The sequence below is a fragment of the Streptomyces sp. NPDC046870 genome, from assembly GCF_040704595.1.
GTDB classification, from domain to species: Bacteria; Actinomycetota; Actinomycetes; order Streptomycetales; family Streptomycetaceae; genus Streptomyces; species Streptomyces argyrophylli.
This window is the reverse complement of record NZ_JBEYXM010000001.1, coordinates 152974-175631: the sequence shown is the minus strand read 5'-3', so window position 1 is coordinate 175631 and position 22658 is coordinate 152974. Positions and strand designations below refer to the sequence as shown.

16 protein-coding genes are annotated in these 22658 nt (G+C 72.6%); 12 read left to right on the top strand and 4 right to left on the bottom strand.

Annotated features, from left to right (window positions below; genetic code table 11):
• The first annotated feature begins 64 nt into the window (after positions 1-64).
• The 4 genes from AB0946_RS00765 to AB0946_RS00750 all read left to right on the top strand — a co-directional run bounded on the left by AB0946_RS00765 (position 65) and on the right by AB0946_RS00750 (position 4534).
• Positions 65-1333 carry a beta-ketoacyl-[acyl-carrier-protein] synthase family protein gene (locus AB0946_RS00765; RefSeq protein ID WP_366758492.1) on the top strand — a complete coding sequence of 423 codons (1269 nt, stop codon included), beginning with the start codon at positions 65-67 and terminating at the stop codon, positions 1331-1333.
• The gene (locus tag AB0946_RS00760; protein WP_366758491.1) at positions 1330-2547 is read left to right on the top strand and encodes a ketosynthase chain-length factor; all 1218 of its coding nucleotides are present in this window, start codon (positions 1330-1332) and stop codon (positions 2545-2547) included. The genes AB0946_RS00765 and AB0946_RS00760 overlap by 4 nt, the downstream gene beginning before the upstream one ends.
• An 86-nt stretch (positions 2548-2633) precedes the next feature.
• Positions 2634-4256 carry an acyl-CoA carboxylase subunit beta gene (locus AB0946_RS00755; protein WP_366758490.1) on the top strand — a complete coding sequence of 541 codons (1623 nt, stop codon included), beginning with the start codon at positions 2634-2636 and terminating at the stop codon, positions 4254-4256.
• A gap of 2 nt (positions 4257-4258) precedes the next feature.
• Positions 4259-4534 carry a hypothetical protein gene (locus AB0946_RS00750; protein ID WP_366758489.1) on the top strand — a complete coding sequence of 92 codons (276 nt, stop codon included), beginning with the start codon at positions 4259-4261 and terminating at the stop codon, positions 4532-4534.
• 70 nt (positions 4535-4604) lie between these two features.
• Here AB0946_RS00750 and AB0946_RS00745 read toward each other — a convergent pair whose 3' ends face one another.
• A complete protein-coding gene (locus tag AB0946_RS00745; protein ID WP_366758488.1) occupies positions 4605-5522 on the bottom strand; it encodes an MBL fold metallo-hydrolase in 918 nt (305 codons plus the stop codon).
• Positions 5523-5702: 180 nt separating this feature from the next.
• On the opposite strand from AB0946_RS00745, the gene AB0946_RS00740 reads away from it, so the two are divergent.
• Together AB0946_RS00740 and rfbA are read left to right on the top strand one after the other, a co-directional pair.
• On the top strand, positions 5703-6143 hold the full coding sequence (locus AB0946_RS00740; protein ID WP_366758487.1) for a nuclear transport factor 2 family protein: 441 nt from the start codon (positions 5703-5705) through the stop codon (positions 6141-6143).
• 14 nt (positions 6144-6157) lie between these two features.
• Positions 6158-7075 (top strand): glucose-1-phosphate thymidylyltransferase RfbA, encoded by a 918-nt coding sequence (gene rfbA, locus AB0946_RS00735; RefSeq protein WP_366758486.1) that lies wholly within the window; start codon positions 6158-6160, stop codon positions 7073-7075.
• A gap of 89 nt (positions 7076-7164) precedes the next feature.
• Here rfbA and AB0946_RS00730 read toward each other — a convergent pair whose 3' ends face one another.
• Positions 7165-8151, bottom strand: coding sequence for a ketoacyl-ACP synthase III family protein (locus tag AB0946_RS00730; protein ID WP_366758485.1), 987 nt, complete (start codon positions 8149-8151; stop codon positions 7165-7167).
• Between the two features lie 209 nt (positions 8152-8360).
• Between AB0946_RS00730 and AB0946_RS00725 the strand changes: the two genes are divergently transcribed.
• The 5 genes from AB0946_RS00725 to AB0946_RS00705 are packed head-to-tail and all read left to right on the top strand — an operon-like array spanning position 8361 to position 19682.
• Positions 8361-9356, top strand: coding sequence for an acyltransferase domain-containing protein (locus AB0946_RS00725; protein ID WP_366758484.1), 996 nt, complete (start codon positions 8361-8363; stop codon positions 9354-9356).
• A gap of 49 nt (positions 9357-9405) precedes the next feature.
• Complete coding sequence (locus AB0946_RS00720; protein ID WP_366758483.1) at positions 9406-11421, top strand: beta-ketoacyl synthase N-terminal-like domain-containing protein; 2016 nt, start codon at positions 9406-9408, stop codon at positions 11419-11421.
• On the top strand, positions 11418-17531 hold the full coding sequence (locus tag AB0946_RS00715; protein ID WP_366758482.1) for a type I polyketide synthase: 6114 nt from the start codon (positions 11418-11420) through the stop codon (positions 17529-17531). Before AB0946_RS00720 ends, AB0946_RS00715 begins: the two co-directional genes overlap by 4 nt.
• Entirely contained in the window at positions 17531-18496 is a 966-nt protein-coding gene (locus AB0946_RS00710; RefSeq protein ID WP_366758481.1) for an aromatase/cyclase, read from the top strand. Before AB0946_RS00715 ends, AB0946_RS00710 begins: the two co-directional genes overlap by 1 nt.
• 10 nt (positions 18497-18506) lie before the next feature.
• A complete protein-coding gene (locus AB0946_RS00705; RefSeq protein WP_366758479.1) occupies positions 18507-19682 on the top strand; it encodes an acyl-CoA dehydrogenase family protein in 1176 nt (391 codons plus the stop codon).
• A gap of 56 nt (positions 19683-19738) precedes the next feature.
• On the opposite strand, the gene AB0946_RS00700 is transcribed toward AB0946_RS00705, so the two are convergent.
• The gene (locus tag AB0946_RS00700; RefSeq protein ID WP_366758478.1) at positions 19739-21160 is read right to left on the bottom strand and encodes an alpha/beta fold hydrolase; all 1422 of its coding nucleotides are present in this window, start codon (positions 21158-21160) and stop codon (positions 19739-19741) included.
• A gap of 219 nt (positions 21161-21379) precedes the next feature.
• On the opposite strand from AB0946_RS00700, the gene AB0946_RS00695 reads away from it, so the two are divergent.
• The gene (locus tag AB0946_RS00695; RefSeq protein ID WP_366758477.1) at positions 21380-21703 is read left to right on the top strand and encodes a 2Fe-2S iron-sulfur cluster-binding protein; all 324 of its coding nucleotides are present in this window, start codon (positions 21380-21382) and stop codon (positions 21701-21703) included.
• 27 nt (positions 21704-21730) lie between these two features.
• On the opposite strand, the gene AB0946_RS00690 is transcribed toward AB0946_RS00695, so the two are convergent.
• The gene (locus tag AB0946_RS00690; RefSeq protein ID WP_366758476.1) at positions 21731-22564 is read right to left on the bottom strand and encodes an NAD(P)H-binding protein; all 834 of its coding nucleotides are present in this window, start codon (positions 22562-22564) and stop codon (positions 21731-21733) included.
• Between the last annotated feature and the right edge of the window lie 94 nt (positions 22565-22658).

Genomic DNA, 22658 nt, shown 5'->3' with positions numbered 1-22658 from the left:
TCAGTCACGAGCCAGGCTGCGCATTCTCAGACAAATCAACCCACACTGATCCAGGAGGCCATCGGTGTCCCGTCGCGCTGTGATCACTGGGCTCGGCGTCATTTCGCCGGGTGCCATAGGTGTCAAGGAATACTGGAGCCTACTTGCCGAGGGCAGGACGGCGACCCGGGCGATCTCCCACTTCGACCCCTCGCCCTACCGCTCCCGCATCGCGGGGGAGGTCGACTTCAATCCGGCGAAGTCGGGTCTGACCGCGCAGGACGTGCGCCGCCTGGACCGCGCCGCGCAGTTCGCGGTGGTCGCGGGCCGGGAAGCGGTCACGGACGCGGGTCTGCAGTTCGACGTGCTGGACCCGACCCGGATCGGCGTTGCCCTCGGCTCCGCGGTCGGCTGCACCACCAGTCTGGAGCGGGAGTTCACCATCGGCAGCGACGGCGGCCGGCTCTGGGAGGTCGACCAGGCGTACACCATCCCCCATCTGTACGACTACGTGAACCCCAGCTCGATGGCGGCCGAACTCGCCACGGACACGGGCGCGGAAGGACCGGTCACCCTGGTCTCGACCGGCTGCACCTCCGGCATCGACTCGGTGGGCTACGCGGCCCGGCTGATCGAGGAAGGCAGCGCCGATGTCGTCATCAGCGGGGGCACGGAGGCCCCGCTGTCGCCGATCACGGTGGTCTGCTTCGACGTGCTGCGCGCGAGTTCCACCCGCAACGACGACCCGGAGCACGCCTGCCGCCCCTTCGACAAGACCCGGGACGGCCTGGTGCTCGCCGAGGGCTGCGCGATCCTCGTCATCGAGGAGCTCGAACACGCACGGGCCCGCGGCGCGCACATCTACGGCGAGGTCGCCGGGTACGCCTCGCGTTGCAACGCGTACCACATGACCGGTCTGGAGGCCGAGGGCAAGGACATGGCCTCCGCCATCGAGGTGGCGATGGACCAGGCACGGATCCTGCCCCCGTACATCGACTACATCAACGCGCACGGCTCGGGCACCAAGCAGAACGACCTGCACGAGACCGGCGCCTTCAAGCGAAGCCTCGGCGAGGACGCCTACACCACGCCGATCAGCGGCTTCAAATCGATGATCGGTCACTCGCTGGGCGCGATCGGCTCGCTGGAGATCGCCGGCTGCCTGCTCGCCATGCGCGAGGGACTGATCCCGCCGACGGCCAACCTCAACGAACCCGACCCGCAGTGCGACCTGGACTACGTGCCCAACGTGGCACGTGAGAAGCGGCTCAACACCGTGCTGACCGTCGGCAGCGGCTTCGGCGGGTTCCAGAGCGCGATGATCCTGCGAAACGTACGAGGAGCGAAGCGATGACCAGGCGAGCAGTGGTGACCGGAATCGGCATCGCGGCGCCCAACGGGCTGGGCCCGACCGCGTACTGGCGCGCGCTGATGGCCGGCCAGTCCGGCATCCGCCGGGTGACCAAGTTCGACATCTCGAAGTACCGGCACAAACTCGGCGGCGAGATACCCGACTTCGCGCCCGACCGGCACCTGCAGGACCGGATCCTGCCGCAGTCCGACCACATCACCCGGTTGTCGCTGGTGGCCACCGACTGGGCGCTGCGCCAGGCCGGGGTGCGGGGCGGCGACGTACCCACCGACGAGATGGGCGTGGTCACGGCGGCCTCCGGCGGCGGGTACGAGTTCGGCCAGCGCGAGCTGGCCAAGCTGCATCACCAGGGCCCGGACTACGTCAGCGCCTACCAGTCGTTCGCGTGGTTCTACGCGGTCAACACGGGTCAGATATCCATCCGGCACAAGATGCACGGACCCGGCGCCGTGGTGATCAGCGAGCAGGCCGGCGGGATCGACGCGATCGGGCACGCCCGGCGGCAGCTGCGGGACGGCGCGGGCCTCATGCTCACCGGCGGGATCGACAGCACGCTGTGCCCGTGGGCCTGGGTCGCCCACCAGGCCACCGGCCGGATCAGCCGCAGCTCCGACCCGCAGCGGGCCTACCTGCCCTTCGACGAGCGCGCGGCCGGCTATGTACCCGGCGAGGGCGGCGCGATCATGGTGCTGGAGACACCGGAGAGCGCGAAGAAGCGGCCCGGCACCACCATCTACGGCGAGATCGCCGGGTACGCCTCCACCTTCGACCCGCGCACACCGGGCCGCCCGCCCGGCCTGCAGCGAGCCGTCGAGATGGCGCTGGGCGACGCCGGCATGGACGCCGCGGACATCGACGTCGTCTTCGCCGACGCGGTGGGGGAGCCCGAGCTGGACCAGGTGGAGGCAGAGGCGATCAAGGCGGTCTTCGGACCCCGGGGCGTCCCGGTCGCCGTACCCAAGACCATGACCGGACGCTTGTTCGCCGGTGGTGCCTCCCTCGACGTCGCCACGGCGCTGCTGTCGATGTTCTGGAGCGCCATCCCGCCCGCCGTCGGCGTCCGGGAGGCCGTGCCCGAGTACGAGCTGGACCTGGTGGTCGGCGAGCCCCGGCAGACGGCGGTGCGCTCGGCGCTGATCGTCGCCCGGGGGCACGGAGGCTTCAACTCGGCGATGGTGGTGCGCCAGCTCCGCTGAGCCGGGGCCGCTGCGGCCTCGGCCGCAGCGGCGTCGCGGCCCCGGCCGCAGTCCGCCACCGCCATGTCGCAACGAAAGGGCTTTTCATGCTGACACCCGTCACCGAGTCGCCCGGGAGCGCGATACTCCAGGGCGACCCCGAGGAGGCCGTCCGACGCGACGACCTGCGGACCCGTGCCGAGGAGCTCACCCGGCTCAAGGCGGTGATCCGCGAGGGGCCGGGCGCGGACGCGACCGCCGCCCAGCGCGCCAAGGGGAAACTCACCGTCAGGGAACGCCTCGACCTGCTCTTCGACGAGGGAACGTTCGTCGAGATCGAGGCCTTCCGCAAGCACCGGGCGACCGCCTTCGGACTGGCGAACAAGCGCCCCTACACCGACGGGGTCGTCGTGGGCTGGGGGCGGGTCCACGGGCAGAAGGTCTTCGCCTACGCGCACGACTTCCGTATGTTCGGCGGCGCCCTGGGCGAGGCGCACGCCGCGAAGATCCACAAGCTGATGGACATGGCCGTCGCCGCCGGCGCCCCGCTGGTCAGCCTCTGCGACGGGGCGGGGGCCCGGATCCAGGAGGGCGTCACCGCACTCGCCGGCTACGGCGGGATCTTCCGCCGCAACGCCCTGGCGTCCGGAGTCATCCCGCAGATCAGCGTGATCCTCGGACCGTGCGCGGGCGGGGCCGCCTACTCGCCCGCGCTGACGGACTTCGTGTTCATGGTCCGGGACATGGCCCAGATGTTCATCACCGGCCCGGACGTGGTCCAGGCCGTCACCGGCGAAGAAATCAGCATGAACGGCCTCGGCGGGGCGGACGTCCACGCCGGTGTCTCCGGCGTCTCGTCGTTCGTCTACGACGACGAGTACACGTGCATCGCCGACGTCCGGTACCTGCTGTCGCTGCTCCCCGCCAACAACCGGTCCCTGCCCCCGGTCGTCCCCTGCACGGACCCGGTGGACCGCAGGACCGACGCCCTGCTCGACCTCGTTCCGTCGGTCCCCACCCAGGCGTACGACATCCTCCGGGTGATCGACGAGATCGTCGACGACGGCGAGTACTTCGAGGTGCAGCCGAACTGGGCCCGCAACATCGTCTGCGCGTTGGCGCGGATGGGCGGCCGGCTGGTCGGGGTGATCGCCAACCAGCCCCTGGTCTCGGCGGGGACCCTGGACATCGACGCGTCCGACAAGGGCGCGCGCTTCGTCCAGATGTGCGACTCCTTCAGCATTCCGCTGGTCACCCTGGTGGACGTGCCCGGCTTCCTGCCCGGCCGGGAGCAGGAGCACCAGGGGATCATCCGGCACGGGGCGAAGCTGCTCTACGCCTACTGCGTCGCCACCGTCCCCCGCGTCCAGCTGATCCTGCGCAAGGCCTACGGCGGCGCCTGGATCGTCATGGACTCGCGGTCCATCGGGGCCGACCTGTCCCTGGCCTGGCCCACCAACGAGATCGCGGTGATGGGCGCCGAGGGCGCGGCGAACGTCATCTTCCGCCGGGAGATCGCGGCGTCGGGCGATCCGGAGGAGACGCGGGAGCAGTGCATCCGTTCCTACCGCGAGGAGCTGATGCACCCCTACTACGCGGCCGAGCACGGGCTGGTCGACGACATCATCGACCCCGCGCACACCCGCGAGACCCTCATCCGGGCGCTGGAGATGCTGGAGGGCAAGCGCGCCTCCCTGGCAGCTCGCAAGCACGGCAACCCCCCGATGTAGCCATGAGCGCGGAGCCGTTGTTCACGATCCGCTCCGGACGGCCGACCGAGCACGAGATCGCCGTCCTCACCGTCGCGCTGCTGACATGTCTGCACCGGTCCGCCGCGGATCCGGCCGCGGTGGCCGGCCCGGCACACCACATCCGTCCGGACGCGCCGGTGGTGGCCGGCTGGGCGGACTGGCCCTGCTCGCACCAGCCCGCCGCCACCGGCTGGGGGCACCGGTCCGACCCGGAGTCGCCCGCGGCGGCCGGCTGGCCGGAGTGGCCGGACCTGTAGTGCCGGCAGCGGAACCGGACAGGGGGTGTGACGCGCTCGCGTCACACCCCCTGTGCCGACGGGCCGTCACTCAGGCACGGCACACCGGGAGACCCCCGTGGAACTGCACCATCTCCCCGAAGGCCTTGGCCATGTCTATCGGCGCACCCGGTACCGCTCCGGCGAGCTCGGCGTAGGAGCGGTGCAGGTTGCCGACGATGCGCTCGGCGTCGAGGAGCCCGGCCCACGCGCCCAGATCGGTGGCCCGGGCCGTCTCCAGCGCCGACCGGCCGGCCCGCAGCCCCGAGTCCGCCACCTCCACCAGCCAGTTCAGGTAGGACGCGGTCTCGTCCAGCAGCTCCGCGCCGCCGACCGGCCCGTGACCGGGCACCACCGTCTCCGGCCCCAGCGCGCGCAGCCGTTCGATCGCCTCCAGCGAGCCGGTGACCGAGCCCATCAGGCAGAACGGAGTGCTCGCGGACCACACGACGTCCCCGGTGAACAGGACGCCGTCGTCGGGCAGCCACACCACCGTGTCGCCGGTGGTGTGGGCGGCTCCGGGGTGCAGCAGGGCGATGCGCCGGCCGCCCGAGTGGACGGCGGCCTCGTCGCCGCTGTAGGTCACGTCGGCTCCGAGAACCGGCGTCTCCCCCCACTCCACGTCCGGCCACAACCCGCGCAGCCCCGGGCCCGCGGCGATCTGGTCACGGGCGCAGTTCTCATGGGCGATGATCGTCGCCCGCGGCTTGAAGTAGGAGTTGCCGAAGGTGTGGTCGCCGTGGAAGTGCGTGTTGACCAGGAAGTCCGGCCCGGCGGGCGCCAGCGTGCCCACCGCTTCGGCCAGGACGCGGGTACGACGTTCGGTGGCGGCCGTGTCGACCAGCACCGCGCACTGCCCGTCGAGGATCAGACCGGCGTTGTTCAGGCACCACCCGCCGTCGGGCTGAACCCACGCGTAGACCGACCGGGCGACCTCTCGCATTTCCGACCGGACCTGTTGAAGAGTCATTCCCGAACTCCATTCCCGCGGTCATTTTGTCGGCAAGGATCAGCCGAGAGACACGAGCCTCACTAGAACTCCGGAAGACCCGGCCGGGGAATATGTGGTGCACCGAGAATCCAGTCGATTTCCAGCTGTCCGGACAACGCTTCCTCAGGAAGGAAACGTATGCCTGAGGAGGAGTACATCGTGGCTACGCAGACCGCCGAGCGGCAGAAGGTGACGGCCGAGGAGTACGTGGAGATCCTCGGTTTCTACGCCCGACAATGCCGCCTGATGGACGCCCTGAAGATCGAGGAGTTCGCCGACACCTTCACCGAGGACGGCGTCATCGACCACGCGCACCGCGGGGAGCGCCTCGCCGGCCGCGAGGCGATGGTCACGGCGATGCGGGCCGCGCTCCCGCGGTACAGGTCGGTCGTGCCGCGGCACTGGTTCGACCACTACCTGATCGAGAGGACCGAGGACGGCTGGCGGGTGGACTACGTCTGCCTGGTCACGCGGACCGACGCCACCGGGAAGGTGGACTTCGAGCCGACCTTCACCGTGGTGGACGAGCTGGTGCGCACCGGGACCGGTGAGATCCGGACCCGGGAGCGCGTCATCGACCAGGACCGTCCGGCTTCCTGAGGCCGAGGACCACGATGAAGGGGATAGTCCTCGCCGGAGGCACGGGGACCCGGCTGCATCCGATCACTCTGGCCGTGTCGAAACAGCTCCTCCCCGTCAGTGACAAGCCGATGATCTACTACCCGTTGTCGGTGCTCATGCTGGCCGACATCCGGGAGATCCTCGTCATCACCACGCCCACCGACATGCCGTACTTCCAGCGGCTGCTCGGCGACGGCTCGCGGCTGGGCCTCTCGCTCAGCTACGCCGCGCAGGAGAAGCCCGCCGGCCTGGCGCAGGCGCTCACCATCGGGGCCGACTTCATCGGCGCCGACCCGGTCGCCCTGGTGCTGGGGGACAACATCTTCCACGGCTCGGGATTCCGGGAGCTGCTGCGCCGCAACGCCGGCGACGTGGACGGCTGCGTCCTCTTCGGCTATCCGGTACCGGACCCCGAGCGGTACGGGGTCGGGGTGACCGACGCCGAGGGGCGGCTGGTCTCGCTCGAGGAGAAGCCGGCCGAACCGAAGTCCGACCGGGCGATCACCGGCCTGTACTTCTACGACAACGACGTCGTGGACGTGGCCAAGAACCTGAGCCCGTCGCCGCGTGGCGAACTGGAGATCACCGACGTCAACCGGTGGTACCTGGAACGCGGCAAGGCCAAGCTGATCGAGCTCGGCCGGGGCTTCGCCTGGCTCGACACGGGCACCCCCGAGGCGCTGCTCAAGGCCGGTATCTATGTGCAGGCCATGGAGGAGCGCATGGGGGTGCGTATCGCCTGTCTGGAGGAGGTCGCGCTGCAGATGGGCTTCATCGACGCCGAGACGTGCCGCCGGCTGGGCGAGGACATGGCCAAGTCGCCGTACGGCCAGTACGTGATGGAGGTCGCCGACGAAGCCGTCGGTGTCGGCTACCGCCGTCGGCTCGTCGGCACGAAGCGAGGCGGTTGACCTCGGCGCACCGAGGCCGCCGCGGACGCGGCGTCCGGCACGCGAGCCCCAGAGGGGAGTACCCCTCTGGGGCTTGCGTGCCGGGCCCCTCACGCCGCGGTCAGGACCTCCAGGACGGCCACCGTCCAGGCGAAGCCGCCGCCCGCGCTGACCAGCGCGCCCGTCTGGCCCGGGCGCAGGGCACCGGTCCGCGTCAGATGGGCGAGCCCGGCGAACATGTCGCCCGCGCCGAGGTGGCCGACCCCCGAGCCCCAGGGCCACGTGGTCCGCTCCGGATCGAGGTCCAGCGCCGAGAAGAACTGGAAGTCCATCTTCGCGCGGCCGAGGTGGGGCAGCACCGTCCAGTCCAGGTCCTCCTGCTTCACATCCGCCTCCAGCAGGGCCTGTTCGAAAGCCGCCCGCTGCCCGGTGTGCAGCCGGTCGATCAGCTCCGACATGCCCATCTCCTTCACCAGGCGGGCGCGGGGCTCCTCCACACTGATCGGGGTCCTGGTCTCCAGCGGGGTCGCGGCGAAGGGGTCGTCGCCCCGCCCCATCTTCTCCAGGGTCGGGTCGGACACCGTCACCAGACTGCGGAGCAGCGCGAAACCGTCCTGCGTGGACAGCACGATCGCGGTGCCGCCGTCCCCGAGCACGGTCCCCGGGTCCGTGGTCCACCGGTCGATCCCCGGCAGGCAGAACCGGTCGCCGGTCGTCACGAGGGCACTGTGGCGGCGGGTGTCCGCGCGCAGATAGGCCACCGCGAGCTCCAAGGCGGCCATCCCGCCGTTGGACAGCTGCTCGACGGCCAGCGACAGGCACGAGTTGCCGACGGCCTCGCGCTGCACGTACGAGGCGGGCGCCCACAGGTCGTAGCCCTGGAAGTAGCTGCTGGCGTGCAGGACCAGGTCGATGTCATGGGGCGCGGCGTCCGCGTGGCGCAGTGCCTCCCGCGCGGCCCTGACCGCCATCTGCGGTCCGGCCTCCGTGCCGACGCACACCGACCGCATCCGGGTGCGCCGCACGGTCCATTCGTCGGTCAGCCCCTGCCGGACCGCTTCCTCGGCCGGCATGGCCGGCGGCAGATGAAGTCCCACCCCGGAAACGAATACCTCTTTTTCTGGCACCACTTTTCCCCTCCGCCCGACGGCATTCAGCCGTCGAGCCTGCCCGGTGCCGCTCGGGGGCGGCTCAAATCCAGACGGAGCCGGATCTTCTTCCCGGTTCTCGATCGGGGCTCAGGTGAACGTCGAATCCCCTGACTCATATTGCGGCAGCGAGGTTAGACGGAAAGGACGGCAACCGGATGTCGCTCACAGCGCAACAGCCGCATCTGCCGGTCGCACTCGTCTTCCCCGGCCAGGGTGCGCAGTACCCACGCATGGCCGCGGGTCTGTACGAGCACGACTCGACGTTCACCTTCTGGATGGACGAGGCGTTCCGGCTCCTGGGACAGGACGGTCCGCGGCTACGGCGGGAATGGCTCGCCGAGGTGCCGTCGGCGGAGTACGACGACGTGACGGTGGCCCAGCCGTTGCTCTACGCGGTGAACCACGCCCTGGGTCGGATGGTGCTCGGCTGGGGCGTGCGCCCGGCGGCGCTGCTCGGGCACAGCGTCGGGGAGTTCGCCGCGGCGACCCTGGCCGGGATTCTCGGTTTCGACGACGGCATACGCCTGATGCGTGAGCGGGTCGTGCACTTCGCCGACACCCCGCCCGGCGGGATGCTGGCCGTCGCGGCCACCACCGACGACGTCGCCGACCTGCTCGGCGACGAGGTGCACCTGGCCGCGGTGAACGCCACCCGCCAGCTCCTGCTCGCCGGGGAGCGCGAACCCCTGGACCGGGCGGCCCGGGAGCTGGACGGACGAGGTGTCATCTGCCGCCAGGTGCTGGCCCGGCAGGCCTTCCACAGCCCCGCGGTCGACCACGCCGTACGCGCGACCCTGCCCGGGTTCCGCGCGGTGCCGTGGCGACGGCCGGACTTCCCCTTCTACTCCGCCTACACGCGAGGGCCGCTCGCCGAGAAGGAAGCGCTGGACCCCGACTTCTGGGCCTGGCAGGCGGCCCGCACCGTGTACTTCGCACCGGCGCTCACCGCCCTGCTCGCCGCGCACGACTGCCTGCTGCTGGAGGCCGGTCCGGGCGACGGCCTCAGCCGGCTGGCCCGCCGCCAGCCCCGGGTGATCGCCAAGCGCAGCCTCGTCCAGCCACTGGTGCCGGGAGACCGCGACGACCGCGAGGCCGTCGACGAGGTACGGCGCCGGCTCACCCTGGTCGCCGCCGGAGACCGGCATGACTGACCCGGCCACCGACACAGCCCACAGGACCGACATGACCGAGGTGATCCGCATGACCGCTGCGTCCGGGGAGCCCGTGGCCGTGGTGGGCATGGCCTGCCGCTTCCCCGGCGCCGACGATCTCGACGGCTTCTGGCGGATGCTGCGCCGGGGCGGCGACGCCATCGGCCCGGGTACGGGACTGCGCGACGGCCGCCGTCCCGGCGGGTACCTGCGCGACGTCGAGCTCTTCGACGCGGAGCTGTTCGGGATCTCGCCGCACGAGGCCGCCCTGATGGACCCGCAGCAGCGCCTGCTGCTCGAACTGTGCTGGCACGCTCTGGAGGACGCGCGTATCCCGCCCACGGCCGGCGGGGCGACGGGCGTCTTCGTCGGATGCTGCTCGGACGACTACGCGCTGCTGAGCCGTATGTCCGCAGCGGTGGACGCCTACACCATGACCGGCACGGCACGGACCTTCCTCGCCAACCGCCTCTCCTACTTCTTCCGGTTCACCGGCCCCAGCACGGTCGTCGACACCGGCCAGTCCTCCTCGCTGACCGCCCTCGACCAGGCGCTGGGCAGTCTGCGGCGCGGGGAGTGCACGACCGCGGTGGTCGCGGGCGTCCAGATCAACCTGACCCCGACGGGCGACTGGCTGATCGAGGAGCTCGGGGCGATGTCGCCGACCGGCCGCTGCCACACCTTCGACGCCGGTGCCGACGGGATCGTACGAGGCGAGGGCGCCGGCATCCTGGTGCTCAAGCCGCTGGAGGCAGCCCTCGCCGCCGGGGACCGGGTGTACTGCACCGTGCTGGCCACCGCCGTCAACAACGACGGCGGCGGCGCCAGTCTGACCACCCCCACCCAGGTCGCCCAGCAGAACATGCTGGCCGAGGCCTACCGCCGGGCCGGTGTGGATCCGGCCGGGGTCGCGTACGTGGAACTGCACGGCACCGGCACCAAGGCCGGCGATCCGGTGGAGGCCCGAGCCCTCGGTGGTGTCCTCGGCCGGGGCCGGCCCGCGGACCGGCCGCTGCTGGTCGGCTCGGTGAAAACCAACATCGGGCACCTGGAGGGCGCGGCCGGCATCGCCGGACTGATCAAGACCGCGGCGAGCATCTTCCACCGCGAACTCCCGCCGACCCTCAACCACCGGCGGCCCAACCCCGACATCGACCTCGACGGGCTGCGGCTGCGCGTCAGCACCCGACGGCGGACCTGGCCGGCCGACGAGGGACCGCTGGTCTGCGGCGTCTCGTCCTTCGGCCTCGGCGGCACGAACGCCCACGCCGTGCTCGGCGAGGCGCCCCGGCGGGAGGCCGCCGCACCGGCGTCCCGTACGCCGGAGTCCGACGAGCCGGTGCCCGTGCTGCTCTCCGGGCACACCGACGCGGCGCTCCGGGCCCAGGCGGCCCGGCTGGCCGACCAGGTGGAGCGCCACGACGAGGTGGACCTCCGCGACCTCGGCCTCGCCTCCGCGACGACCCGCTCGGCCCTGTCCGTACGCGCCGCCGTCATCGTCCGCGCGCGCGAGGAACTGGTCACCCGGCTCCGGGAGCTGGCCGACGGAACCTCCCCCGACGGGGCGACGATCCTCACGGGCCGGCCGGGAGCCGAGACGGCAGGGCCGGCAGCCGGGAACGAGCCCGCCACGGCCGCCGCGACGGCGGGTGCCGCCTTCGTGCTGGGCAAGCCGGTGGACTGGCTCGCGGTCTACGGCCCGCGGGCCCGCCCGGCCGGTCTGCCGCTGTACGCCTTCCAGCGGCGCCCGTACTGGCTGGACACGGCGACGCCCACCGGCCCCGCCACCGAGGGCTCCGCGCCCCCGTGGTCCGGAGACCCGCTGGACCTGGTCCTCGACCTCACCGCCGAGATCCTCGGCCGGGCACCCGGCGCCGACCTCGATCTCGACGCCACCTTCACCGACCTCGGTCTGGACTCCCGCATGGCCGTGGCGCTGCGTACCGCCGTCGGCAGGGCCATCGGCCGTGTCCTGCCGACGACCCTGCTGTTCGACCACCCCACTCCGGCGGCGCTCATCGAGGCGCTCCGGGCGGACGACACGAAAGGTCACGAGTTTCGATGACTCCCCAGACCGGACCACTGGACGGTGACCAGGAAGCTGTCGCCATCGTGGCCATGGGCTGCCGTTACCCGGGCGGTGTGCGTACGCCCGCGGACCTGTGGCAGCTGGTCGCGGACGGCCGCGACGCGACGTCCTCCTTCCCGACCGACCGCGGCTGGCGTGCGGCGGACCTCGCCGACGGCCGCTCCAGCACCACCCGCGGCGGCTTCCTCGACGACGCCGACCGCTTCGACGCCAAGTTCTTCGGCATCTCGCCCCGCGAGGCGGAGGGAATGGACCCCCAGCAGCGGGTGCTGCTGGAGACGGCGTGGGAGACCTTCGAGCGGGCCGGCCTGAGCCGGGACGCCCTGACGGGCAGCAACACCGGCGTGTTCGTCGGGGCGATGGCCCAGGAGTACGGGCCGCGCCTGCACGAGGACAACCAGGGCGCCGGCGGCTACCGCATCACCGGCAGCTCGACCAGCGTCGCCTCGGGGCGCATCGCCTACTACTTCGGACTGCGCGGCCCGGCCCTCACCGTGGACACGGCGTGCTCGTCCTCGCTGGTCGCCGTACACCTGGCCGTGCGGGCGCTGCGCGCCGGCGAGTGCGACCTGGCGCTGGCCGGCGGGGTCGCGGTGATGTCGACGCCCGGCATGTTCGTCGACTTCACCCGGCAGGGCGGACTCTCCGCCGACGGGCGCTGCCGTCCCTTCTCCGACGACGCGGACGGCACCGCCTGGGCGGAGGGCGCCGGACTGCTGCTGCTGGAGCGCCTCTCGGACGCCCGCGCGCGCGGCCACCGGGTGCTCGCCGTGGTCCGGGGCACCGCCACCAACTCGGACGGCGGGAGCAACGGACTCACCGCGCCCAACCGGGCGGCCCAGGAGGACGTCATCCGGCAGGCCCTCGGCCAGGCCGGACTCGACCCGCACGACGTCGACGTGGTCGAGGCACACGGCACCGGCACCGAACTCGGCGACCCCATCGAGGCGCGGGCACTGTCCGCCGTCTACGGCCAGGGCCGCGATGCCGACCGGCCGCTCTGGCTGGGCTCGCTGAAGTCGAACATAGGGCACGCCCAGGCCGCGGCGGGCGTCGGTGGTGTGATCAAGATGGTGGAGGCGTTGCGCGCCGGTGTCCTGCCCGCCACGCTGAACATCTCCCGGCCCACCCACCACATCGACTGGGACCGCAGCGGCCTCGCGCTGCTGACGCAGGCGCGCACGTGGGAGCGGGGGAACGGACCGCGGCGGGCCGGCGTCTCCTCGTTCGGGATCAGCGGTTCCAACGCCCACCTGGTGATCGAGGAGGCCGAGCCCGAGCCCGAGCGGGAACCCGCCGCCGGCGCGACGACACCGCTGGTGTGGACCCTCTCCGCCCCGCACGCCGACTCGCTGCGCGCCCAGGCCGGGGCCCTCGCCGACCACGTCGGCCGAACACCGCAGGACGCGCCCGAGGACGTGGCGCACACCCTGCGCGCCCGCAGCGGGTTCCGGCAGCGCGGCATCGTGATCGCCGACAGCCGCGAAGACCTGCTGACCGGACTGGAGTCGCTGGCCTGCGACGCGCCGCTGCCGAGAACGCCCGGGCGCTACCAGTCGCCGACCGTGCTGCGCACCGAGTCGTACCGCGACCTGGCCGGGCCGGTCTTCGTCTTTCCCGGGCAGGGATCGCAGTGGCGCGGCATGGGTCTCGCCCTGATGGAGGAGTCGGCGGTCTTCCGCGCCGCCATGGAGGCCTGCGCGGAGGAGCTGGCCCCGCTGTGCGGCTGGCGGCTGACCGACGCGCTGCGCGGCGAGGGGCTGGAACGGGTCGACGTCGTCCAGCCCGCGCTGTTCTCGATGATGGTGTCGCTGGCCGCGCTGTGGAAGTCGGTCGGTGTCCGGCCCGCCGCGGTCGTCGGCCACTCCCAGGGAGAGATCGCCGCGGCCCATGTGGCCGGTGCGCTCGGCCTCGCCGACGCCTGCCGGGTGGTGGCCCTGCGCAGCCAGGCCCTGGCGCAGCTCGCGCCCCCCGGCGGGATGGCGTCCGTCCTGCTGGGAGCCGAGGAGACCGAGCGGCTGCTCAACAGCGTGGACGGGGTGAGCGTCGCGGCGGTCAACTCCGCGACCTCGACCGTGGTCGCCGGGGACGTCGCGGGCCTCACCGATCTGCTGGCCCGCTGCGAACGCCAGGGCATCGACGCCCGGCGCATCGAGGTCGACTACGCGTCGCACACCGAGGCGATGGAGCGGCTCGAGGACCGCCTGCTCACCGACCTGGCCGGGATCTCCCCGCGCTCCTCCGACATCAAGCTCCATTCGACGCTGACCGGCACCGTCATCGACACCGCGGAGATGGACGCGCAGTACTGGTGCGACAACCTGACCAACACCGTGCGGTTCGAGCCGGTGCTGCGGGGGCTGGTGGAGCGACGGCACCGGACCTTCATCGAGGTCAGCCCGCACCCCGTGCTGACCTTCGGCGTCCAGGAGGTCCTGGACGCGGCCGGGGCGACCGGCACCGTGCTCGGCACCCTGCGCCGGGACAGCGGCGGTGCCGGCCAGTTCCTGGCGTCGGCCGTGACCCTCCCCGACTCCGCGGGACCGGTGGACCTCGCCCCGCTGCAGCCGGAGGGCCGTCAGATCGACCTGCCCTCCTTCCAGTTCGACCGCACCCGCTTCTGGGTGACCGCCCCGTCCGCCGGAACCGGTGACGACGGCGGCGCGTTCACCACGGCGCCGACCGAGCTGCCCTCCGGCCAGACCGTCGTCACCGCGTCCGTCGACCGCGAGCGGTACCCGTGGCTGGCCGACCATGTGGTCCGGGGGGCCGCGCTGGTGCCGGCGACCGTGTTCCTGTCTCTGCTCGGCGAGGTCGGCGAACGCATCGGCCGCCCCGTCGTGGCCGACCTCACCCTCGGCGTGCCGCTGCCGCTGCCCGAGCAGGGGGCGGCGGATCTGCGGATCGTCCTCGAACCCGAGGACACCGCCGGACGCAGGTCCCTGACCCTGCATGCGCGCCGGCCCGACGGCGGCTGGGTGCAGCACGCCACGGGCGCGCTGGCCGGCCGCGACCCCGCGCCGGCCGCCCCGCCCGCCCGCTGGTCCACCGACGGCGCCTCCCCGGTCGACCTCAGCGACGCCTACGAGCGGCTCGCCCGGCGCGGCTACCACTACGGCCCGGCCTTCACCGGACTGCGCGGACTGTGGACGCGCGGTACGGAGATCCTCGCCGAGGTGGCCCTGCCCGACGCCGACCCGGGCGACTTCGTCACCGCGCACCCGGCCCTGCTCGACGCGGCCCTGCACCCGGCCGTGCTCCAGGCCGGTGCGGGCCTGCTGGTGCCGTTCGCCTGGCGTGACACCGTCCTGCTGCCCACCGACACCCGGACCCTGCGCGTGCACGCGTCACCGGACGGAGGCGATCTGTCCGTGACCCTCTTCGACGGCCAGGACCGGCTCGTCGGCTCGGTGCGGTCGCTGGCGCTGCGGCCGTTGCCCGCCGAAGACCGGGGCGTCAGCCTCGAACCGGCGTGGGAGCGGCTGCGCGGCACGGACACGCCCGGCCCCGACGAGTGGGTGACGGTGGGCGCGGGCGACCTGTGGGACCGGCCGGACTTCCCCGACCTGGAGTCGGTGACGCTCCCGGCACCGGGAATCGTGGTGGCCCCGCTCGGCTCCGCCCCGGGCGCGGACGGCTCCCCGGCCCATGCCGAGCGGCTGACCCTCGCCGCCGCCGACCTGGTGCAGAGCTGGCGCGCCGACTCCCGGTTCACCGCCTCGCGGCTCGCTGTGGTCACCCGTGGCGCGCTCGCCGTCTCCGACCGCGAACCCGTCCGTGACCTGGCCGCCTCGGCGGTCACCGGACTGGTGCGCTCGGCGCAGGCCGAGCACCCCGACACCTTCGTGCTGATCGACGTCGACGAGGACCCGGCATCCCTGCGGGCCCTGCCGCAGGCGCTCGCCAGCGGTGAGCCCGAGGTGGCCCTGAGGGCGGGGCGGCTGTACCGGCCGCGGCTGCGGACCGCCCGCGAGAGCGGGCTGCGGCCCCCGGCCGGAAGCCGGGCCTGGCGGCTCGACGTCACCACCAAGGGCACCCTCGACGACCTCGCGCTCGTCGAACACCCGGAGGCCGAGGCCGAGCTGGGCCCCCGTCAGGTACGGATCGAGGTACGCGCGGCCGGGCTCAACTTCCGTGACATCACCGTCGGTCTCGGCCTCGTCGCCACCGAGAAGACCATGGGCAGCGAAGGCGCGGGCGTGATCACCGAGGTCGGCGCCGAGGTGACCCGCTTCGCGGCCGGCGACGGGGTGTTCGGGATGTTCGAGCGATCGCTGGGCCCGGTGGCCGTTGCCGACGAACGCATGGTCAAGCCCCTTCCGGACGGCTGGAGCTTCGGCCAGGCGGCCGGCGTGCCCATCGTGTTCATCACCGCCTACCAGTGCCTCGTCGACGTGGCCGGCACCCGGCCGGGCGACAAGGTGCTGATCCACACCGCGACCGGCGGCGTCGGGCTCGCGGCGCTCCAGCTCGCCCGGCACCTGGGCGCCGACGTGTTCGCCACCGCCCGCCCCGACAAGCAGGCGACGCTGCGCGCCTGGGGCGTTGCCGACGACCACATCGCCTCCTCCCGCACGCTCGACTTCGCCGACGAGTTCCGGGCCGTCACCGGCGGCCGGGGCATGGACGTCGTACTGAACTCGCTGTCGGGCAAGGCACTCGACCTCTCCCTCGGCCTGCTGGCGCCGGGCGGCCGGTTCGCCGAGATGGGCAAGACCGATCTGCGTGACGTGGCCGCGACCGAGGCCGAGCACCCCGGGATCACCTACCGGGCGTACAACATCCTGGGCGTCGAGCCGGACCGGATCAGCGAGGTCCTGGACGAACTCGTCGCCCTGTTCGAGACGGGCGCCCTGGTCCACCTGCCGGTGCGCACCTGGGACGTCCGGGACGGCCGCGTGCCGCTGCGCATGCTCAGCCGGGCCCGCCACCAGGGCAAGCTCGTGCTGACCATGCCGCGCTCCTACGATCCGCTGCGCCCGACGCTGATCACCGGCGGGACCGGCGGTCTCGGCGCCGAGCTGGCCCGGCACCTGGTCACCCAGCGCGGCGCCCGGCATCTGGTGCTGGTGAGCCGGAGCGGGCCGGCCGCCGAGGGCGCGGCGGAGCTGACCGGGGAACTGACCGCGTACGGCGCCCAGGTGTCCGTGGTGGCCTGCGACGTCACCGACGCCGACGCCGTCGCGAAGGTCGTCGCCGAGTACGAGCCCGGCAGCGTCTTCCACACCGCCGGGGTGCTGCGCGACGGGCTGGTCACCGGGCTCACGCCGGTCCAGCTCCGGGCGGTGCTGCGGCCCAAGGTCGCCGGAGCCTGGCATCTGCACCGGCTCACCCGGCACCTGGACCTGTCGGCGTTCGTGCTGTTCTCCTCGGTGGCCGGGGTGCTCGGCAACCCGGGCCAGGCGAACTACGCTGCGGCCAACACCTACCTGGACGCCCTCGCGCAGTACCGCCGGGCGCGGGGTCTGGAGGCGACATCGCTGGCGTGGGGCCTGTGGCGGCTGCCCACCGGGATGACCGGTCATCTGACCGAGGCCGACACCGCCGCGCTGGCCCGGATCGGGATCGCCCCGCTGGACAGCCGGGACGGGATGCGGCTCCTCTTCGAGAACCTGGCCTCGCCCGCGCCGGTCCGGGTGCCGCTGCGGCTCGCCGCGGACGAGCTGCTGCCCGGGAGCCGTGCGGCCCGTCTGCTCGGTGACCTCCCGGACCTCCAGGACCTTCCCCGGACGGACACACCCCGCACGCCCTCCGCACCGGCGCCCGCCCCCGCGCCCGCTGCCACCCCCGCGCCCGCCCCCGCGCCCGCCGCCGCCCCCGCGCCCGCCCCGGCGGAGGCCCCGGGGGGCGACGACCTCATGCGGCTCGTCCGTACCCACACCGCCGAGGTCCTGGGCTACCTCGAACCGTCCGCCGTCGGCCCCGAGGACTCCTTCAAGGAACTCGGCTTCGACTCGCTGCTCAGCGTCGACCTGCGCAACCGGCTCACCACCGCGACCGGGCTGCGGCTCCCCGTCGGCGTCGTACTGGACCACCCGACGCCGCAGGCACTTGTCAAGTTCATCTCAGGACTGGAGGGCGCGTGATGGCACGCGACGCCGTAACCGGCACCATCGACGGCACGACCGAAGTGACCCACCGCATCGAGGTAGCGGCCCCGGCGACGGCGGTCTACCGGATCGTCGCCGAAGTGGGCCTGTGGCCGCTGTACTTCCCGCCCACCGTGCGGGCCGAGCGGACCGGCGGCGACGAGACCGACGAGCGGATCCGGATCTGGGCGCTCGCCAACGGCGAGCTGCGCACCTGGGAGTCGCGGCGCCGGCTGGACCCCGTCGCGTTCCGGATCCGGTTCGAACAGGTCCAGCCGCGCGAGCCGGTCGCGGCCATGGGCGGCACCTGGCGGATCACCGAGCGGGGCGACGGCGGCTGCACGGTGGAGCTCGACCACTTCTACCGGGCGGTCGACGGCGACCCGGTGGCCCATGAGCGCATCACCCGGGCCGTCGACACCAACAGCCGCTCGGAACTGGAGCACCTCAAGCGGGCGGCCGAGCGAGGTGACACGGAGCGGGAGCTGCTGTTCGACTTCGCCGACACCGAGACCTTCACCGGCTCGATCGAGGAGGCGTACGCCTTCGTCTACGAGGCGTCCCGGTGGCCGGAGCGCCTTCCGCACGTGGCACGGATCGAACTGCGTGAGGAGGAGACCGGGCTGCAGTTCATGGAGATGGACACCCGTTCCCCGGACGGCTCGCTGCACACCACGGCGTCCGGTCGGGTCTGCGAGCCGCTGCGGCGGATCACCTACAAGCAGACCACGCTGCCGCCGGTGCTCCACGCGCACAACGGGGAGTGGCGGTTCGAGGAGGGCCCGGAAGGCACCGTGAAGATCACCTCGCACCACCAGGTCCTCCTCGATCCTGACGGCATCAAGGCCCTGCCCGACCCGCCCGCGACGCTGGCGGACGCCCGGCAGGCGGTGCGGCACGCGCTGGGTTCGAACAGCCGAGCCACCATGGCCAAGGCCCGCGAGTTCGTCCAGGGCCGGTGAGGGGGACACCATGACGACCGACACGGCCGGTGCGACGGAGATGTTGGATCGGATCCGCGCGTTCGTCCGCACGGAGCTGCTGTCCAAGGCCGAGTACTTCGACGGCCTGCCCGAACAGCCCACCGCCGAGTCGGCCCGGATGCACGAGTCCGGGCTGGCCAACTGGTGGATCCCGGCCGCTTACGGCGGTGCCGGCGTGTCCCTTCGGGACAGCGTGGACATCGTGTCCGAACTGGCCTACGGCGACGCCGGCTTCGCGTTCGGCTCCTTCCTGCCGGTTCTGGGCACGGTGATGCTCCAGCTCCACGGCGACGAGGCGGTGGCACGACCCGTACTGGAGCGTCTCGTCCGCAGCGGCGGCCGGCTCGGCATCCTCGGGAGCGAGGAGGACGCGGGCAGCGAACTCAACCGCACCTCCACCACCTACCGCCGCGACGGCGACGATCTGGTGCTCGACGGGGAGAAGTACTTCTCCACCAACTCCGAACCCGCCGACACCCTGCTCGTGCTCGCCCGGTCCGCCGACGACGGCGGTGACTACGCCGTCGTCACGGTGCCCCGTGCCACTCCCGGGGTGGAGATCGTCAAGCGCTGGGACATGCTCGGCGTCCGGGGCTCGGGCACCTACCGGGTCCGGCTGCGCGACTGCCGGGTGCCCGCCGCCGGCCGGCTGCGCGGCAACGGCCTGCGCCTGCTGGAGATCGGCCTGAACGCCAGCCGCATACTCATCGCCGCCACCGCGATCGGGGTCGCCCGCCGGATCCGGGACCTGTCCATGGAGTACGCGGCCCAGAAGTCGATCAAGGGCGCTCCGCTGCGGGAGAACGCCGTGTTCGCCGCCAAGCTCGGCCAGATCGAGATGACGATCGACGTGATGCGCCATCAGTGCCGGGCGGCGGCGGCCGAGTTCGACCGCTTGCTGGCGGCGGACAACCCGGCCGCGGCGCTGTACCGGGTCGGCACCCTGCGCTCGGCCCTCGCCGCCAAGCTGTTCTGCGGCCAGGCCGGCTGGCAGGTGGCGACGACCGGCTCGGAGATGTTCGGCGGGCTCGGCTACACCCACGACCATCCGATCGGGAAGCTGGTGCGCGACCTGCGCTACGTCGCGATCGTGGAGGGCGGCGACGACGTGATGCGCGAGCTGATCTACGCCAGGTACGTCGTTCCTGCGGGCAAGCGCCGCTGACGGGCGGCGCGTGACACCGAGGGGGAGGGGCCGGTCGGCGGCCCCTCCCCCTCGGATCAGGCGTCCTCGGGAACGGGCGGCGCCTGACGCGCACCGGGCACACTCACCCGGGACGGCGGCAGCACCCCGTCCACCAGATACCGCTCGACGTACGCCTCCAGGCGCGGATTGCTCCCGCTGAGCACGTAGACCTCGTGGTCGCCGGAGTCCTCCACCGTGATCAGATGGTGGCCGAGGAGTTCCGCCAGGGCCTCACCGCCCTCGCGGTGGTCCATCGGATCGCCGTCGGCCTGGACGACCAGGCCCGCCGGATAGCCGTCCCGGGCGAGCACGGTCGGCGGCTCGGGCGACTGGAAGGTGCGGAACGCCCCGACCCACGGAGCCGCCCGCAGCACCCCGTGCCCGTACGGGTAGCGCTCCCGGCACGTACGCATGTCCGCGTAGTAGGTCTCCAGGTCGGTCGGCCACTCCGTCTCCAGCGTCACCGCCTCCAGCACACTCTGCCGCCACTGCTCGCTGGCCCGTGCTCCCCAGCCGCCCGTGGCGTGCTCGGCCAGCAGCGCGGCCGTCCGCTCGTCGGCGCCCTCGGCGGTCGCGGCCCGCAGCGCCCCGACCAGCAGACCCAGCCGCTCCCACGCCGAACGGTCGGTGGCCAGGCCGCCCACGATGCCGTCGAAGGACGTACGCACGGCCGCCCCGAGCCGGCCCTCCAGCGCCGCGGCGACCCCCTCCACGGCGGCCACGGTCAGCGTGGCCGTCGTCCCCAGGCCGAAGTGGTTGTCGCGCCTCGCGGTCCACTCGGCCCACCGGTCCACGTTCTCGCGGACCGCCCGCGCCTGGGCCAGGAACTGCTGACGCCAGGTCCAGCCGGGATGCACGCAGGAGTCGAGCACACTGCGGTCCAGGTGCTCGGGGAACATCGTCCCGTAGACGGCGCCCACGTAACTGCCGTACGCGTAGCCGAGGAAGTTCAGCTTCTCCTCGCCCAGGGCGACCCGGATGCTGTCCAGGTCGCGGGCCGTGTTGCGGGTGTTGATGTGCGGGCGTGCCTCGCCGCCGGCCCGACGGCAGCCCAGCTCGCGCTCCCGCATGTCGGCGGCCATCGCCTCGAACACCGAGTCCGGCGGCCGGGAGTCGAAGGGCACGGTGGTGGGGGTGACCTCGATGCGCAGTGGTGTCGAGGCGCCGGTGCCCCGCGGGTCGAAGCCGATCAGGTCGTACACCTCCGCCAGGGGGGTGTCGGCCAGCCGGGAGGGCATGCCGGTGCCGAGGCCGCCGTCGCCGCCGGGCCCCCCGGTCACCCCGATCAGGACGCCCCGCCGGCGCGCGGGATTCCTGGCACGCAGCCGGCTGACGGCGAGGGAGATCCGCTCGCCGTCCGGATCGCTGTGGTCGAGCGGGACCTCCAGCTTCGCGTACTCCAGGCGTTCGCCTGGTCCTGCGGCCGTCCATGTCAGCCGCTCGCCGGTCTTCGGCATGGGTCCTCCTGTGGGCCATGAGTGCCGTACGTACCGGCCAGGCTCCAGCGAGCCTCTCGAAACCACCTGGAGCGCGGGGCGTGCCGCGTTCGATCGAGCCCCCAGTGGCTCCCCAGGACACCGCGGCATGGTGAGGCGGCGACAGCACCGCAGGCACCCGTGGAACGTACGCCGACGCAGGTCCGTGCAACGTACGCGAACGCAGGAAGGACACGACGCATGGCCAGGATCACCTACCGGAGTCCGGACGGAACCGCGACGACCCTCGACGTCCCCGAAGGGAACTCCGTGATGCGGGGAGCGGTCGTCAACCACGTCGAAGGCATCGTCGGCGAGTGCGGCGGCGGCGCCATGTGCGCGACCTGCCACGTCTACGTCGACCGCAGCAGCGAGGTCACGCTGCCGGCCGTGTCCGACATCGAGGACGAGCTGCTGCACACGACGGCCTGCCCGCGCCGGGAGAACAGCCGGCTCAGCTGCCAGCTGCCGGTCACCGAGGCGATCGACGGGCTGGTGGTGGACGTCCCGGAGCGGCAGGTCTGACGCGGGCCACCTTGGGGTCCGGTCGCGTCAGAACGCGGCGGCGTGGTCGGACACCCAGTCGCGGTAGCTGCGGGCGGCCCGCCCGGTGATCTTCTCGACGTCGGCCGTGACCAGGGCGGGCCGGCCGACCGAGTCGGCCCAGACCTTGAGGATGCCGTCGAGGATCGGCCCGGGCACGTGCGCACTCATCGCCTGTCGCACCGTCTCGACGGGCAGCTCCTCGTAGGTGACGGGGCGCCCGAGCACATCGCCGATGATGTCGGCCTGGTCGGCGTGGCTCAGCGACTGAGGGCCGGTCAGCCGGTAGATCTCCCCGGCGTGACCGTCCTCGGTGAGCGCGGCCACGGCCACGGCGGCGATGTCGGCCTCGTGGATCGGCGCGGCGGTGGCATCGGCGTAGGCACCGCGGACGACATCACCGCTCTTGGTCTGCCCGGCCCACATCAGCGTGTTGGCGGCGAACACGTCGGGCCGCAGGAAGGTCCATTCCAGGCCGGAGCCCCGCAGCGCCTGCTCGATCTCGGCGTGGTAGGCGGCGATCGGCCCGTCCTGCTCCTCGGCCTCGTCGTCCACCGAGCCGGAGGACAGCAGCACGACCCGGCGTACGCCGGCGGCCTCGGCGGCGGCGACGAAGGCCGGTCCGCTGCCGGGGACGGCGAACAGGAACACCGCCTCGACCCCGGCCAGGGCGGTGGCCAGCGACGCCGGGTCGGCCAGATCGGCCGCGACGGTCCGTACTCCGGCCGGCCACGTCGCCCGCTCCGGCTCGCGGGACATGGCCCGCACCTCGCGGCCCTGTGCGAGCAGCATCTCCAGTACGTGACGGCCGACGTTCCCGGTGGCTCCGGTGACGAGGATCATGGTGTTGTCCCTTGCTGTGTTTGTGGTTCTGCTTGCATGTGGTTCTGCGTGCCTGTGGTTCGGCCGGCCTTCGGGGGCCGGCAGGAACGACACT